Source organism: Dyella sp. (assembly GCF_035503745.1).
Lineage (GTDB): Bacteria > Pseudomonadota > Gammaproteobacteria > Xanthomonadales > Rhodanobacteraceae > Dyella_B.
Map to the genome: position 1 here is coordinate 133172 of NZ_DATJTC010000047.1, position 15703 is coordinate 148874.

Genomic DNA, 15703 nt, shown 5'->3' on the forward strand with positions numbered 1-15703 from the left:
AGTCAGGCGTCCGACAACAGCTCGGCGATCAAGGCCTCGTGCCGCCGGCACTGCAGCGCCGACCGCTGGCGGACCGCCCGCACGATGGCCTGGAGCCCATCCAACGCGTCCTCGAAGCGATCGTTGACGATGATGTAGTCGAACGCGTGCGCGTGCGCGATCTCGCCGCGCGAATTGCGCAGGCGCCGCTCGATCACTTCCGCACTGTCCGATCCTCGACCGCGCAGCCGGCGCTCCAGTTCCGCGCGGGACGGCGGCAGGATAAAGACACTGACACAGTCGGGCATGGTCTGGCGGACCTGCGCCGCGCCCTGCCAGTCGATTTCCAGCAGCACATCGCGCCCTTGCCGCAGCAGCTCGTGCACGGTCGTGCGCGAGGTGCCGTAGAAGTTGCCGTGCACTTGGGCGTGCTCGAGAAAGATACCCTCGGCCACTTCGCGCTCGAAATCGGCGCGCTCGACAAAGTAATAGTGCCGCCCGTATTGCTCGCCCGGCCGCGGCGGACGGGTGGTATGGGAGATCGACAGCGAAATGCCCGGCTCGCGCTCCAGCAGCGCGTTGACCAGCGTGGATTTGCCCGCGCCGGAGGGCGCGGCCACGATAAACAGCGTGCCTGCGGTCACATCCGTGTCTGGCGTATGCGCGCTCATTCGATGTTCTGCACCTGTTCGCGCATCTGCTCGATCAGCACTTTCAGCTCCACCGCCGCATTGGTGCTGCGCGCGTCGACCGATTTGGAGCCGAGCGTGTTGGCCTCGCGGTTGAATTCCTGCATCAGAAAATCGAGGCGGCGCCCGACGGGCTCTTTCAGGCCGAGCACGCGGCGCGTCTCGGTGATGTGCGTGCTGAGCCGGTCCAGCTCCTCGTCCACATCCGAGCGGGTGACCTGCAGTACCAGTTCCTGCTCCAGGCGCCCCGGATCGGCCGGCTGCTTGAGATCGGCCAGGCGCGTTTCCAGGCGCGTGCGCAAGGCCACGCGGATCTCGGGCATCCAGCCGCGCACGTCCATGACGATGCGCTCGATGCTGTCCAGGCGCTCATGCAGGATCTGGCCGAGCTTGGCGCCCTCGCGCTCGCGCGTGGCGGCCAGCGCATCCAGGGCGCGATCGAGTACGCCGAGCAACGCCGCCTGCTGGGCGTCCTGATCCACCTGCGCGTGCTGCAGCACGCCGGGGAAACGCAGCAGTTCGGTGAACTCGATCCGCATGTCCTGAAAGTGGCCGCGCAGCTCGCCCGCCAACTCGGCCAGGCGCCCGACCATGGCCTGCTCCACCTGCAGCGACTCGCCGCGCGATTCGCCGCGGCGCACGGTCACATCGACCTTGCCGCGCGACAGCCGCATGGCGATGCGCTCGCGCAGGGAAGACTCCAGGCCGCGCAGGTCTTCGGGCAGGCGCGGGCTCAGTTCCAGGTAGCGATGATTGACCGTGCGCAATTCGCAAGTCAGCACCCCGGCGGGGGTAACGGCCTCGGCGGAGGCGTAGGCAGTCATGCTGCGAATCATCGAACCGGTCCCAAAGCAGTGCGGAAAGTGGCAAATGGTAAACTGTCCTGCCATCACTTGCCCAACGCCTATGTCCACCGTCTCCCGCCCCAGTGGCCGCGCCAGTGATCAATTGCGCAACATCACCATCGAACGCCATTACACCCGGCACGCCGAAGGCTCGGTGCTGATCGCCTTCGGCGACACCCGCGTGCTATGCACCGCCAGCGTCGAGGACCGCCTGCCGCCATGGCTGCGCGGCAAGGGCGAAGGCTGGGTGACGGCCGAATACGGCATGCTCCCGCGCGCCACGTCCAGCCGCACGCAGCGCGAGGCCACGCGCGGCAGCCAGGGCGGGCGCACCATGGAAATCCAGCGGCTGATCGGCCGCAGCCTGCGCGCCTGCGTGGACCGCCAGGCCCTGGGCGAGCGCGTCATCACCCTGGACTGCGACGTGCTGCAAGCCGACGGCGGCACCCGCACGGCGGCCATCACCGGCGCCTACGTCGCACTGGTGGACGCGGTAAACCTGTTGATGAAACGCGAAAACCTGCGCCGCAACCCCATCGTCGGCGCGGTGGCGGCCGTCTCGGTCGGCGTCTACCAGGGCATGCCGGTACTGGACCTGGATTACGCCGAGGACGCCCATTGCGACACCGACATGAATGTGGTGATGAACGACGGCGGCGGCTTCATCGAAGTGCAGGGCACGGCCGAAGGCCATGCGTTCCGCCGCGATGAAATGGACGCCATGCTGGGCCTGGCCGAAAAAGGCATCGCCGAACTGATCGGCCTGCAGCGCTCGGCGCTGGGCATCTGACATGCAACGCATCGTGCTGGCCAGCAGCAACCGCGGCAAGCTGGCCGAATTCAACGCCCTGCTCGCCGGCAGCCGCTTCGAGGTGCTGCCGCAGGCGGAACTGGGCGTAGCCGATGCCGAGGAAACCGGCCTCAGCTTCGTCGAAAACGCCTTGCTGAAAGCGCGCCACGCCTCCAGCGTCACCGGGTTGCCGGCGCTGGCCGACGACTCGGGCCTGTGCGTACCGCACCTGCGCGGCGCGCCGGGTCTTTATTCGGCGCGCTACAGCGGCGGCCACGGCGACAGCGCCGCCAACAACGCCAAGCTGCTGCGCGAACTCGATGGCGTGCCGGCCGAACAGCGCGGCGCGTTTTTCATCTGCGTCCTCGCCCTGCTGTGGCACGCCGACGATCCCGCCCCGCTGATCGCCGAAGGCCGCTGGCACGGCCGCGTGCTCCAAGCCCCACGCGGCACGCAGGGCTTCGGCTACGACCCCTTGTTCCTGCCGCACCAGCAAACGCTCAGCGCAGCCGAACTGGAGCCGGGCGTAAAGAATCGCCTCAGCCATCGCGGCCAGGCCATGGCGCAATTGCATGCGCGCATTACCCAGCTGCACGCCTGATACATGCCGTTGACCGCTCCACCGCTGGCGCTGTACGTCCACATGCCGTGGTGCGTGAAGAAATGCCCCTACTGCGATTTCAACTCGCACGGCCTGCGCGGCGAGCCGCCCTATGGCACATACGTGGAAACGCTGCTGGCAGACCTGGACGCCGACCGCACCGACTTCGGCGCGGCGCTGCATGATCGCCCGATCGTCAGCGTGTTCTTCGGCGGCGGCACGCCGAGCCTGTTCGCGCCGGAACTGATCGCCCGCTTTCTCGACGGCGCCCGCGCCCGCCTGCCCTTTATGGACGATTGCGAGATCACCCTGGAGACCAATCCGGGCACCATCGAGCATGGCCGTTTCGACGGCTATCTGGCCGCGGGCGTCAACCGCATCTCCCTGGGCATCCAGAGCTTCGACGACGACAAGCTGCGCCGCCTGGGCCGCATCCATGGTGCGCACGAAGCCGAAGCGGCCGTGAAGTCGGCCCAGGATGCGGGCCTTGCCAACATCAACCTCGACCTGATGTACGCGCTGCCCCAGCAGACGTTGCCCGGCGCCCTCGCCGACGTGGACCGCGCCATCGCCCTCAAGCCGGCACACATCTCGCACTACCAGCTCACCCTGGAACCGAACACCGCCTTCGCCGCACACCCGCCGCCGCTACCGGACGACGACGCCGCCTGGGCCATGCAGGAAGCCTGCGAAGCGCGGCTGGCCGAAGGCGGTTACGCACAATATGAAATTTCCGCCTACGCCACCGCGGACCGGCAGTGCCGGCACAACCTCAACTACTGGCGTTTCGGCGATTACCTGGGCATCGGCGCCGGCGCCCACGGCAAGCTCACCGACGCCCCCGGCCATCAGGTACTGCGGCGCTGGAAAACCCGCCACCCGAACGCCTATCTCGACGCCGCCGGCGGCCCGGGCCGCATCGGCGGCCACGCCGCCGTCGCCAGCGACGAGCTGCCGTTCGAATACATGCTCAACGCGCTGCGGTTGATCCACGGCGTGCCCATGGACGACTTCCCCGCCCGCACCGGTTTGGCGCTTGAGCGGATTGCCGCCCCGCTCGCCGCCGGCCGCCGCAAGGGCTGGTTGCAGGAATCGCCCGGCCGGCTGGTGACCACGCCCCTGGGCCAACGTTTCCTCAACGACGTCATTGCAAGCTTCCTCGACTAAACATTTCCATGACGCGCAGCCGGCATCCGGCTTACACTCTTCCCCGGGGAAATACTGGGATCTGAGTCATGGATGTCGAATCAAGGGGACGTCCGCCATTTGCCGCGTTCGACCGCACCGACCGTGCCCTCCACGGCCAGATGCCAGCTCGTACGCGTCGGGTGGTCGATGCCGCCTGCGCCTTGGGCGATGAATGGGCCAAACCGACGCTGCGCCTGTGCCTGGACTTCTTCGACAAGCGCCTGTACGAACTGGCCGAAAGTTCGCGCAACCACCTGGAACAACAACGCTGCTTCGACAGCCGCAGCCTGATCCAGCAGGGCCGCACCGCTTTTATCGAGTCCTTCTGCGACCACCTGCGTGAGAGTTTCGAAACGATGGGGCGCCCCCAGGACGATGAAGCGTCCGCGCCGCTGAGCTTGCAGTCGCTGACCCTGCTCGATCGCACCGAACACGAACTCACCGCCGCACTCGACAAGCTTGCCGCACGCATCGAGGCGCATAACGGCCCGGTCCTGTCCGAGCTGTCCTACCGGCTGGCCGTGCTGGTAGCCGCGCCGCCGCTGGAAGGCAAATACCTGCCGCCCGGTCCGCAGAGCATGGCGCAGATCCTGCGCACGGCAAGCGACCCGCTCAATCTGCCGATCGAACATCGACTGGTGTTGCTGCAGGTGTTCGAAAGCACCGCCGGCGCCGCGCTGGTATCGCTGTACGAGAGCATCAACACCAAGCTGTTGTCCGACGGCATCCTGCCGCAACTGCGCGCCTTTCCGGCCGCCCGGCCGACCCATGGCCCGGCGCACGGCGCGGCACCCACCGCCACCCCTACCACCGCAACGCCTGCCGCCGCCACGCCAGCGAGCGCCACGCCCGAACAACCGCGCAGCAGCGAACCGATCGCCGTGCTGGAAACCCTGCGCGATCTGCTCTCGCGCCAGCGCAACGCCGGCCCCGCGCCGGCCGCGGGCACGCGCACGGCAACCCATCAGGAACTGGAAACCGCGCTGTCCGCCTTGCAGCAGCACATGATCCAGGTCACCGACAACACCAGCCGCGAACTGCGCAGCGCGCAACGCCTGCACGAGGAACTGCTACTGCAGCTCAACACCGGCCTGCCGCCCGGCGCGGCGCACATGGAGCTGACCTCCGAGCAAGGCGACACGGTGGAGCTGGTTGCCATGCTGTTCGAGCAGCTGGCGCAACAACTGCACCAGGGCACCAACGCGCGCAACCTGCTGGGCAACCTGCAATTGCCGCTGCTGCGCCTGGCCGTCACCGATCGCGGCTTTTTCGACAAGCGCGAGCATCCGGCGCGCCAGGTGCTGGGCAAACTCGCCGAAACCCTCAACGACTGGGTCGACGGACCCAACGGCGAAACCGACCACCAGTTGCTCGCCAAGCTCACCCAGTTGGTGGAGCGTACCCAGCAGGAACCGCCCAGCGCGGGCCTCTACACCAGCTTGCTGGCGGACATCGAGCATCACCTGGGACAACTGGCGCGCAAGGCGCAGACCACCGAGCGCCGCCACGTGGAGGCCATGCAGGGCCACGAACGGCTCGAACAAGCGCGCCGCCGCGCCGACGAACTGATGAGCGAACGTTTCGCGCTCACGTCGCCGCGCGGCCTGTTACGCACGCTGCTCGAACGCGCCTGGACCGACGTGCTGGCGCTGAACCTGCTGCGCCATGGCGAACAGAGCGATGCTTTCCGCACGCAGCTGCGCATCACCGATCAACTGCTGGGACAGTTTCCGGTCAGCGATCCGATGCAACTGCGCCATGAAGTGGAAAGCGGCCTGCAGCAGATCGGCATGCATGCCGACGAAGCCGAACAGGTAGCCCAGCGGCTGATCGGCACGGAAGCCACGGCGCTCGAAACACAGGCGGCAACCGCCGAGACCGAACCGGAGAGCCCGTCCACGCAAGCCACGGCACCGGCGGCGGCCACAGCGAACGTTGCGGCCCAGGAGCCTGCGCAACCCGTTGCCCCCCAGGCAAGCGCCGACACGTCCGCCAAGCTGCCCGCGCCGGCCGCGACGCCCAAGCCCGCTACGCCCAAACCCGCGACGCCGGAGCCGGCCGCCGCGGAATGGTCGGTTGCACCATCGCCTCCCGCACAACCCAAGACCACCGTTACGCCACCGGCCCCCAAGCCGGCAGTACCGGCGCGCGTCGTGGAAGCGCCCAGCGCCACCGACCTGGCGATCCGGCTCAAGCAGCGCCAGCGCCTGGGCGAGCAGCGTGGCCAGGAAAGCCCGGCACCGGCGACCCAGGCGGCGGTCGTGCCGCCGTTGGGATTGCGCGAGGCGCGCATCCACAACCGCTTGCGCCAATTGCCATTCGGCACCTGGTTCGAGTTCACCGATCCGACCACGGGCGAAGCCACGCAGCGCAAGCTGGCATGGTTCTCGCCGGTATCGGGCAACAGCCTGTTCGTCAATCGCCGCGGCCAACGCAGCGACGTGATGAACCTGCAAGAGCTGGCGCGCGCGATCGCCAGCGGCCGCGTGCGCGAAATCCCGCCGGTGCAGGAAAACCTGCTTGACCGCGCCTGGCATGCACTCACCACCAACCTGTTGCGTCCGGCATCGACGCCGCTACCGGAAGCCCGCCCATGAATGCGCCCGAACAACGCCGCGCCCCGCGCAAGCGTCCGGAATACAACGTGGCGGTCGTGGACACCATCACCGGGCAGCCCCTGGGCCATCTAGGCAATTTGTCCAGCAACGGCATGCTGCTGATCGGCCAGCACGTACCGCGCAACGAAGCGGTGTACCAGGTCAGCCTCAACCTGCCGCGCCACGATGGCACCATGCCGACCATCGAAATCGGCATCCAGGAACAGTGGCACGAACCGGCCGCCAGCCCGGGCCAGACCTGGGCCGGCTATCGCATCATCGCCATCGGCGGGGCCGACGCCACCCAGCTGGAGCTGTGGCTTCAACAAGCTTGAACAACCCATCGCGCCAGGGCCTGTTTACCCTATGGGCGTGGCCCGCGTTGCGTTGGAGTGGCCGCCATAGGGCGTCATCGCTCATGTCGTGTACGGACGTACACGCCTTCACGCTTCCTTGGCTGGCGAGCAAACAGCTCCCGGCGCGGCTACGCCCATAGGGTAAACAGGCCCTAAACTGACGGGCTCTGCAACCACCGTCCGGAAGCACGCATGAGCCCCCACCTCGCCCCGCTGTATGCCCAACACATCGCCACGCTGCGCGAGCGCGCCGACCGGGCGCTGGCGCGCGGGGGCTTCGATCACCTGCTGATCGCCGCCAGCACGCCGCTGCGTAAGTTCCTCGACGACCAGGATTACCCTTTCCTCGCCAACCCGCATTTCCGCCACTGGCTGCCGCTGACCGATGCGCCGGGTAGCTGGGTGGTCTACACGCCGGGCGAAAAACCTCGCTTGATCTTCGTGCAGCCGCGCGATTACTGGCACGTGGTGCCGGCCGTACCGAGCGGTTACTGGGTGGACGCCTTTGACATCAGCATCGTGCGCAACAATGCCGAGGCGGTGGCGCTGCTGCCGCAGGGCCACCGCGCGGTCATCGCGCCGGAGTGCCCGGCCGTCGACGGCGTGGAGGCCAACAATCCGCAGGCCGTGCTCGACTACCTGCATTGGCATCGCAGCTACAAAACGCCATACGAACTGGCCTTGATGCGCCAGGCCAACCGCATCGGCGCGCGCGCGCACCGCGCCGCCGAAAAAGCTTTCCGCTCGGGCTGGAGCGAATTTGGCATCCACATGGCGTATCTGTCGGCCGCGCGGCAGATCGACGCGGAACTACCTTATGCCAGCATCGTGGGCCTGAACGAACACGGCGCGGTGCTGCATTACACCCACTTCGACCGCACGCCGCCGCCGCAAAGCCGCTCGTTCCTGATCGATGCCGGCGCCAGCGCATCGGGCTACGCCAGCGACATCACGCGCACCTACGCCGCCCAAGGCCATGCGCCGTTCCAGGCGCTGATCGACAGCGTCGAGCATGCGCAACAGGGTTTCGCGGCGATGGTGCGGGCCGGGCAGAGTTATCCCGAACTGCACATTCACGCCCATCACGTACTCGCCGGCGTGCTGCGCGAGCATGGCCTGATTCGCATGGATGCCGAAAGCGCGGTGGAATCGGGCGTAACCTCCACCTTCTTCCCGCACGGCCTGGGTCATCCGATCGGCTTGCAGGTGCACGACGTCGCCGGGTTTCAGGCCAGCGAAAGCGGCGGCGGCATCGCCCGTCCGGACGGCCATCCGTATTTGCGCATGACGCGCGTGCTGGAGCCGGGCATGGTAGTGACCATCGAGCCGGGCCTGTATTTCATCGACATGCTGCTGGAAGAACTGCGCGCCACGCCCGCCGCCAAGGACGTGGACTGGGCCAAGGTGGATGCCTTGCGCCCTTATGGCGGCATCCGCATCGAAGACGATGTGGTGTGTACCGAGGGCGAACCGGAAAACCTCACGCGCGATGCGTTCGCCGTAGTGTAAGGCGGCGTCGAGGCAACCGAACGAGGCCTGCCGGCTTGTTGCCGGCAGCCAGGCATCAACGGCGCGCGAGCAACGCTTCGATCGCCTGCGGATCCTTCGGCACGCCATCGGTAAGCACGTCGTGGCCATCACGCGTCACCGCCACGTCGTCTTCGATGCGAATGCCGATGCCGCGCCAGGCCTCGGGCACCGACACATCGTCCGGCGCGATATAGATGCCCGGCTCCACCGTCAGCACCATGCCCGGTTCGAGCAGGCGTGATTGGCCGTCCACGCGGTAATCGCCCACGTCGTGCACGTCCAGACCCAACCAATGGCTGGTTTTTGCGGGGAAAAAGCGCTTATAGCCGCCTTCGGCGATCACCTGGGCCGGCTCGCCCTTGAGCAGGCCCAGCGCGCACAAGCCTTCGGTGATTACATGCACCGCCACGTCATGCGCGGCGTTGTAGGCGCGGCCCGGCAGCACCTCGTCGATCGCCGCCAGTTGCGCGGTGTGCACCACTTCGTACAGTGCGCGCTGTTCACGGCTGTAGCGCCCGTTGACCGGGAAGCTGCGGCTGATGTCCGAGGCATAGCATTCCAGTTCGGCACCGGCGTCGATCAACAGCAGATCGCCGTTTTTCAGCGCCGCGCGATTGGCCACGTAATGCATGGTGCAGGCGTTCGCGCCGCCCGCAACGATGGGCGGAAACGCCGCCACCGCGCCGCGGCTGCGCATGACGCGCAACAGCTCCGCTTCCACCTCGTATTCGTGCCTTCCCGCGCGCGCAAGCGCCATGGCCGCCAGATGCGCCTGGGCGGCGATGTCGGCCGAGGCACGCATCAGTTTCAGTTCGCCGCGCGATTTGTACAGGCGCAGGTCGTGCAGCAGATGGCCGAGCGCGACGAATTCCTTCGGCACCACGCCACCGCCGCGCAGTTGCCGCAGGCGGCGCATCCAGCCCAACAGTTGCGCATCGAATTGCGGCTCGCGTCCGAAATGGCAGTAGACGCGCCCTCTGCCCTCGATCATGCCGGGCAGGATGTCGTCGATGTCGTCGATCGGAAATGCATCGTCCATGCCGTAGTCGGCCACCGCGCGCTCGGTGCCGATCGATTCGCCATGCCAGCGCTCGTGCTCGGGATCGCGCTCGCGGCAAAACAGCACCGCTTCGCCGTGCTGGCGCCCCGGCAGCAGCGCGAGCACCGCGTCGGGCTCGGGGAATCCGCTTAAATAATGGAAGTCGGAGTCCTGCCGGTACGGCCACGCGGCATCGGCATTGCGCATACGCTCGGGCGATGTGGCGATCAGCGCCACCGCATCGTTCCCGGCCATTTTCATCAACTGGCGCCGGCGGCGCGCGAATTCTTCGGAAGCGATGTTCAATGCAAGGTGTCGCTGGAAGGCTGGCTGGGAAGGTGGCATTCGGTGAACAGCAACATCGCGCCCATGCGCACAAACTCGTGCACTTCGATCAGCGCGTCCTCGTCTTCGTCTTCATCGCCGAAATCGAGCGAGGCCGATGCGATGGACGCAAAATCCTTCAGGATCTCGCGCCCCTCCTCCGACACCCGTTCGTGTATCTGCGGACCGCCCAGGCCGAAGCCGCCGAGAAATCCGCGGCACCAATCCACCAGCGCATCGGCGCGTTCAGGCAACGGGCGGTCATCGGCCGGCAACAAGGGTTCGAAACCCAGTTCAGGGTCGGCCAGTTCGTCCTGGCTCTGGCGTACCAGCAGGTCCAAGGCCGCCTGATCGCGCCCGGCCGCCGTTACGCCACCCGCATCCAGATGCAAAAGCTCCAGCAACGGCCGTTTGCCCGGCCTGCCGTTGCCGGCCAGGAAACCGCATAGCGAACCGTGCAGTTCGCTGGCGGTGGCGGCCAGTTTCAGGTGCACCACGACATCGTCCAGTTCGTCGTAACCGATGAAATCGGGGGCGGCCATCGCAGGCTCCGTGAACGGCTAAAGCTCAAGTTTAATGCAGGCTCCCGCCCGGGTGATCGGACCCGCAGATTTCTTCCGGCGTCCTGATATAGTGAACCGCATGAAGACACCCGCCCCTGCCCAGTTCGAGCTTGCCGCCCTGAGCCAGCAGCTTGACCGGCTGCTTGAGCATGTGCATCGGTTGAGTGAGGAAAACCGCAGCCTGCGCCACAGCCAGGAGCAACTGGCCAACGAACGTGCGGGCTTGTTGGCACGCAACGAACAGGCGCGCAGCCGGGTTGAGGCCATGATCCAACGACTCAAGGCACTCGAAAACAATGGCTGACGTCATCAGCACGCCCAGCACCAACGAACCGGTTTCGCTGCGACTGATCGATCGCGAATTTCTGATCGCCTGTCCGCCCGACGAGCGCGAGGGCCTGCTGGAAGCGGCAAGCTTTCTCGATCGTAAAATGCGCGATCTGCGCGCGCATGCCAAAACGCCCGGCTTCGACCGCATTGCCGTGCTCGCCGCAATCAGCATCACGCACGAGTATCTGCAACTGCAGAAACGCCAGGCGGCCAGCGCGGGCAACTCCAACGCGGCTGAACATGAGATTGCCGAAGGACTGGCTTCGCTGCGGCGCAAGCTTGAAGCGGCACTCGACGCGCAACTAAAATAGCCCTCGGCGTTCTCTGCGGTGTGCGCCAGCACACTCTTACATATTGCCTTGTTCCTATTTACGACCCGGGTCGGTTACTTAAAGCTGTTGCGCACGTCCGCCGCGAGCGGAAAGCCTTGAGGCCTTAATATCCCTCCCACCTGATCCCATTGGATCAAGGTCGTTTGGTGGGCAGCGGCATCGCGGTTGACGCCACCCCATTCCCAGCCCGGATGCCGCCGCAAGACGGCGTCCGGGAGCGGACCGCCAGCCCGGTGCACCGTCTTCAGGAGACGCGCGACGTGGATACCGCCGCACGACGCCGTGAACTACGCCAGCGATTGGCCGAGCGCCGTCGCGCGCTTGGCCCAGCCCAGCGCATGGCCGCCGCCCAGGGCCTGCGCCGCAGCCTGGAGCACCTTCCCGAATACCATACGGACCAGCGCGTGGCGGGCTACTGGGCCTGCGACGGCGAGTTGCCGCTGAACCTGGCCATCCCGCCGCTGGCGACCCGCGGCCAGCAGTTCCTGCTGCCGCTGATCGGCGAGGACAACCTGCTGCGCTTCGCCCCCTGGGCGGCGGGAGACGCGGTGCAGCCCAACCGTTTTGGCATCCCCGAGCCGGTCGCGCCGCGCGAGTGGTTCGCCCCCTTCCAACTCGACCTGGTGCTGGTACCCCTGCTGGCCTTCGACCGCCGCGGCAACCGCCTGGGCTATGGCGGCGGCTACTACGACCGCAGCTTCGCCTTCCTGAAGGACCAGCTGCGCCCGACCGAGCCGCTATTGGTGGGCATCGCCTACGATTTTCAGCAATTGCCGGAGATCACCCCCGAACGCTGGGATATCTCGCTGGATTTCATCGCCACCGACCACGAACTGATCGACTGCCGCCCCGGTTCGCCTGGAGACACCGTCGCATGAAGCACTGGCTGATGAAATCGGAGCCGGACACCTTTTCCATCGACGACCTCAAGCGCAAGAAGCGCGAGGCCTGGGACGGCGTGCGCAACTACCAGGCGCGCAACTTCATGCGCGATGAGATGCGCGTGGGAGACGCGGTGTTCTTCTACCACTCCAACTGCGCCGAGCCTGGCATTGCGGGCATCGCCGAAGTGGCCAGCGACGCCTATCCCGACCCCAGCCAGTTCGATCCCAAGAGCAAGTACTTCGACGCCGGCAGCTCGCGCGACAACCCGCGCTGGATGCTGGTGGACGTGAAATTCGTGCGCAAACTCAAGCGCGTCATCACGCTGGACGAACTGAAAAACCACGCCGCCATAGCGGAGATGCGCTTGCTGCGCAAAGGCAACCGGCTGTCGGTGATGCCGGTGGAAGCGCTCGAATGGCGCTACATCCTGGGCCTGGAATGACGCTGTCTCAGTGAGGCCCGCGATTGAGCGTGCCCGCCGCGCCGCAAGCCCGGAACGCCGGCACGGATCCGATCAGGGTGCGGCAAGACGTCAAATCAACGATCATCTGCGCTTTCCATTGACGGTGACGCCATGAGTAACAACGAGGAAAAACGCATCGCGGGCGAAGCGGCCATCCGGTACGTCGAAGACGGCACCATTGTCGGCGTCGGCACCGGCTCCACGGTTGCCTACTTCATCGATGCGCTGGCCAAGATCAAGGATCGCATCGAGGGTGCCGTGTCCAGCTCCGAACAATCCACCGCGCAGCTGAAGAAACACGGCATTCCGGTGTTCGATCTCAACGCCATTGGCCCGCTGGCCCTGTACATCGACGGTGCGGACGAGTGCGATGTGCACAAACGCCTGATCAAGGGCGGCGGCGCGGCCCTTACGCGCGAAAAGATCATCGCGCAGGCGGCGCAGAAATTCGTCTGCATCATCGATTCCAGCAAGCGCGTGGACCTGCTCGGCAAGTTTCCGCTGCCCATCGAAGTGATTCCGATGGCACGCAGCCTGGTGGGTCGCGAGATCGTCAAGCGTGGCGGCAATCCCGTCTGGCGCGACGGCGTGGTCACCGACAACGGCAACTGGGTGATCGACGTACACGGCTGGCAGATCGCCGATCCGGTGGCGATGGAAACCGAACTCAACCAGATCCCCGGCATTGTCACGGTGGGCCTGTTCGCGCGACGTCCGGCCGATGTGGTGCTGATTGGCGACAAGGTGATGTAACAAGCCTGCTACCGCCGCCCGCTGACGCAAAAGCCTCGTTCACGCGGGGCTTTTTTCTGGCCGCGCCTCTGCGCGCAACGGCGCCCCGCTCCTGCCCTCAAGTAAACTGCGGCACCTGCCGATAACCCCTTCGAAGATCCTCATGCCGGCAGGGGAAAACCGGTGCCGGCCCAACCTGGGGAGTTGCGCCATGAAGACCGCGTCCGTGGTCGAGGAACTGATGCTTCACAACCTTTCCTGCTCCCAGTGCAGGGCGGGTGAACCGTGCCTGGTCGCCGAGCACATCGAAGATTGCTGGCCCATGCGCGTGGCATCGCAAGCCGCGGCGAGCCTGCTCGACCTGACCGTTGCCAACGACGACCAGCCGCCAGCGCAAAACAAAGTCACGGTGCCGCAATTCAGCCGCTTCTGAGGGTCGATTGAAACCCCGGTCGTGGAACTGGATCCGCTCGAGGCGCGCACGCCAGGGTGCATGCGCGTCTCGATAAATGGCCGGCGACCGCGCGTGACGTTAGCGGGCAAGGGATTGCAGTTGACGCTCACGCCAGGCATGTGCGGCATAAACGTCATTGAGCCGCGAAAGAATCAGCAAAGGGCCGCGACGAGCCCGCCGAATGATTGCCGATAGAGGCCATCTTTCCCTGCGCGGCCCTTCATTGCGCCTGGACAACCGTACGGCGCAGGCACGGCTCTACATAGCGTTGATAAAGCCACGCCACCGCCAACGGAAAAAGCACGTAGCGGGAAACCATGGCCAGCACCTGGGAAATCATCCCATACGAGCCATCGATCGCATCGCCGACGAAAAAGGGAAAATACCAGAAGCCGGTCACCGCGATCAGCACGATGAGATTCAAGGACGGCACCGATGCCCACGCTACCACGCGCGCCACTGACCGCGTCATGAAATGCCAGGTGATAAAGGCCGATACCGCCATCAGGAACGGAAACAATACCCAGACCGATATGCCCAATCCCCTCGCGGCCAGAGCGATATCGGCATGCCAGGTCAACGCACGGATGGGGACATAGCTCCAGACATTGCCCGCGCACATCAGCGACAACCAATACAGAAACATCATCAGATAGCGCGAACGCCCAACCCAGGCGGTGCTCATCAGCGCATAAATGATGAAGTACAGCAGACCGTTGCCAATCATCGGCCCGGACAGCGCAATCGCCGCCGCGGCCATGCCGTGTCCGGCGCTGAAGATGGCGGCGTAGTCGACGTTGTCGGAAACATCGCCCAGAAACAGATCATTGGAGAAGCTCGCCGCGCCGTAATCGATGCCAAAAGGTTGCTTCATCCAGCCGAGCAGCCACGCCATCACGCTATGCGCATACTCATGCGACAGATAAGCCGCTGCGTGGGCGGACAGCACCAGCACGAAGGTGAGTAGCGCAAAAGCGAGGACTTGGGCACCCTCCCTGGATCGCCGGCCATCAAGCGTTTTTTCCACTGGAGCCCCTGCCCTCGGAAAGCTTGCCCTGCAAACTAAACCGGAACGTGCTTACGCGCCAGTGACAAAAGCACAATGGCGTCACCTGGGCAAAAGTTGCGCGCCGCTTATACGATGTTGACGCGGATCGCACGGCCACGACCGACGTAGCCAATAGCTGCCAACCTCCCACGCCGGCACTTTTAGTGGATACTTGCTCAACACGGCACGTTTCGCCGGCATGCGCAGCTCATGCTTCCCGACAAGGTCCGCTGAACATGGCATCCCAACTCCACAACTTCGTGCACCTGCTCTTTATCGGCGTGGTGGCCCTGTTCCCGGTCATCAACCCCGTCGGCACCGCCTTCGTGGTGATGCCGTATTTTGCGCACATGGATGCCGCCGGCAAAAAACGAGCGGTAAGGCAGATCACGTTGTACGCATTTTGCGTATGCACGGGCACGCTGATCGGCGGCGCGTGGATCCTGAAATTGTTCGGGTTATCGATCCCCGTGGTGCGGCTGGCGGGCGGCATCATGATCTGCAAGATGGGCTGGGAATTTCTTTCATCCGACAAGGACGAAAGCGCCGACAGCAGCAACGATGTCGGCCAGGCAAGGCAGCGCGACATCGACAGCCAACTGTTTTATCCGCTGACCTTTCCGCTGACCACCGGTGCGGGAACGATTTCCGTGCTGCTGACGCTGAGCGCGCACAGCGCCGATGCCGACCTGCGCCAGGTGGCGCTCAACATGACGGCCATCCTGCTGGCGATCGTAGCGATGTGCGTAATGATCTATGTGTTTTATCTCAATACGCAGCGCATCGAGCGTTACCTCGGTTCGCAAGGCGAGCGCATTTTCAATCGGCTGATTGCGTTTTTTATTTTCTGCGTGGGATTGCAGATTGCCGTGACGGGACTTAAAGCATTGTTTGCTTGATCTGACTGGCGACTCCTCGTTAGGCACCGTCATGCGCAACACGTCACGCAATGCGGCCC

18 protein-coding genes and 1 other RNA gene are annotated in these 15703 nt (G+C 65.3%); 14 read left to right on the forward strand and 5 right to left on the reverse strand.

The features are described 5' to 3' along the window. Window positions 1-2: 2 nt before the first annotated feature. On the reverse strand, window positions 3-650 hold the full coding sequence (gene gmk / locus VME63_RS18160; protein ID WP_325434931.1) for a guanylate kinase: 648 nt from the start codon (window positions 648-650) through the stop codon (window positions 3-5). Then, window positions 647-1504 (reverse strand): YicC/YloC family endoribonuclease, encoded by an 858-nt coding sequence (locus tag VME63_RS18165; protein ID WP_325434933.1) that lies wholly within the window; start codon window positions 1502-1504, stop codon window positions 647-649. The genes gmk and VME63_RS18165 overlap by 4 nt, the downstream gene beginning before the upstream one ends. A 70-nt stretch (window positions 1505-1574) precedes the next feature. Between VME63_RS18165 and rph the strand changes: the two genes are divergently transcribed. The 6 genes from rph (at window position 1575) to pepQ (ending at window position 8554) form a co-directional block, all read left to right on the forward strand. Further along, window positions 1575-2303, forward strand: coding sequence for a ribonuclease PH (gene rph, locus VME63_RS18170; RefSeq protein ID WP_325434935.1), 729 nt, complete (start codon window positions 1575-1577; stop codon window positions 2301-2303). Window position 2304: 1 nt separating this feature from the next. After that, window positions 2305-2904: an RdgB/HAM1 family non-canonical purine NTP pyrophosphatase gene (rdgB, locus tag VME63_RS18175; protein ID WP_325434937.1), complete on the forward strand. Its 600-nt coding sequence runs from the start codon at window positions 2305-2307 to the stop codon at window positions 2902-2904. Window positions 2905-2907: 3 nt separating this feature from the next. Continuing rightward, window positions 2908-4071, forward strand: coding sequence for a radical SAM family heme chaperone HemW (gene hemW, locus VME63_RS18180; protein ID WP_325434938.1), 1164 nt, complete (start codon window positions 2908-2910; stop codon window positions 4069-4071). A gap of 68 nt (window positions 4072-4139) precedes the next feature. Beyond that, window positions 4140-6689 carry a DUF1631 family protein gene (locus VME63_RS18185; protein WP_325434940.1) on the forward strand — a complete coding sequence of 850 codons (2550 nt, stop codon included), beginning with the start codon at window positions 4140-4142 and terminating at the stop codon, window positions 6687-6689. After that, window positions 6686-7024 (forward strand): PilZ domain-containing protein, encoded by a 339-nt coding sequence (locus VME63_RS18190; RefSeq protein WP_325434942.1) that lies wholly within the window; start codon window positions 6686-6688, stop codon window positions 7022-7024. The genes VME63_RS18185 and VME63_RS18190 overlap by 4 nt, the downstream gene beginning before the upstream one ends. Window positions 7025-7237: 213 nt before the next feature. Then, window positions 7238-8554 (forward strand): Xaa-Pro dipeptidase, encoded by a 1317-nt coding sequence (pepQ, locus tag VME63_RS18195; RefSeq protein WP_325434944.1) that lies wholly within the window; start codon window positions 7238-7240, stop codon window positions 8552-8554. A 55-nt stretch (window positions 8555-8609) separates the two neighbouring features. On the opposite strand, the gene VME63_RS18200 is transcribed toward pepQ, so the two are convergent. Both VME63_RS18200 and VME63_RS18205 read right to left on the reverse strand, forming a co-directional pair. Next, entirely contained in the window at window positions 8610-9959 is a 1350-nt protein-coding gene (locus tag VME63_RS18200; protein ID WP_325434946.1) for an aminopeptidase P N-terminal domain-containing protein, read from the reverse strand. Then, window positions 9917-10480, reverse strand: coding sequence for a UPF0149 family protein (locus tag VME63_RS18205; RefSeq protein ID WP_325434947.1), 564 nt, complete (start codon window positions 10478-10480; stop codon window positions 9917-9919). Before VME63_RS18205 ends, VME63_RS18200 begins: the two co-directional genes overlap by 43 nt. Window positions 10481-10580: 100 nt before the next feature. Between VME63_RS18205 and VME63_RS18210 the strand changes: the two genes are divergently transcribed. From VME63_RS18210 to VME63_RS18240, 7 genes are all read left to right on the forward strand, one after another. Beyond that, window positions 10581-10805 (forward strand): TIGR02449 family protein, encoded by a 225-nt coding sequence (locus VME63_RS18210; RefSeq protein ID WP_325434948.1) that lies wholly within the window; start codon window positions 10581-10583, stop codon window positions 10803-10805. Beyond that, a complete protein-coding gene (locus VME63_RS18215; protein ID WP_325434950.1) occupies window positions 10798-11142 on the forward strand; it encodes a cell division protein ZapA in 345 nt (114 codons plus the stop codon). Before VME63_RS18210 ends, VME63_RS18215 begins: the two co-directional genes overlap by 8 nt. A gap of 7 nt (window positions 11143-11149) precedes the next feature. Continuing rightward, window positions 11150-11335: non-coding RNA, 6S RNA (gene ssrS / locus VME63_RS18220), on the forward strand. 88 nt (window positions 11336-11423) lie between these two features. Further along, on the forward strand, window positions 11424-12041 hold the full coding sequence (locus VME63_RS18225) for a 5-formyltetrahydrofolate cyclo-ligase (RefSeq protein ID WP_325434951.1): 618 nt from the start codon (window positions 11424-11426) through the stop codon (window positions 12039-12041). After that, window positions 12038-12490: an EVE domain-containing protein gene (locus VME63_RS18230; protein WP_325434953.1), complete on the forward strand. Its 453-nt coding sequence runs from the start codon at window positions 12038-12040 to the stop codon at window positions 12488-12490. The genes VME63_RS18225 and VME63_RS18230 overlap by 4 nt, the downstream gene beginning before the upstream one ends. A gap of 132 nt (window positions 12491-12622) precedes the next feature. Continuing rightward, window positions 12623-13264, forward strand: a complete 642-nt coding sequence (rpiA, locus tag VME63_RS18235) for a ribose-5-phosphate isomerase RpiA (RefSeq protein ID WP_325434955.1) — start codon at window positions 12623-12625, stop codon at window positions 13262-13264. 190 nt (window positions 13265-13454) lie between these two features. Then, window positions 13455-13676, forward strand: a complete 222-nt coding sequence (locus VME63_RS18240) for a hypothetical protein (RefSeq protein WP_325434956.1) — start codon at window positions 13455-13457, stop codon at window positions 13674-13676. 241 nt (window positions 13677-13917) lie between these two features. Here VME63_RS18240 and VME63_RS18245 read toward each other — a convergent pair whose 3' ends face one another. Continuing rightward, window positions 13918-14724 (reverse strand): hypothetical protein, encoded by an 807-nt coding sequence (locus tag VME63_RS18245; RefSeq protein WP_325434958.1) that lies wholly within the window; start codon window positions 14722-14724, stop codon window positions 13918-13920. 257 nt (window positions 14725-14981) lie between these two features. Here VME63_RS18245 and VME63_RS18250 point away from each other — a divergent pair, with 257 nt between their 5' ends. Continuing rightward, window positions 14982-15644, forward strand: a complete 663-nt coding sequence (locus tag VME63_RS18250) for a MarC family protein (RefSeq protein WP_325434960.1) — start codon at window positions 14982-14984, stop codon at window positions 15642-15644. Window positions 15645-15703: the final 59 nt, after the last annotated feature.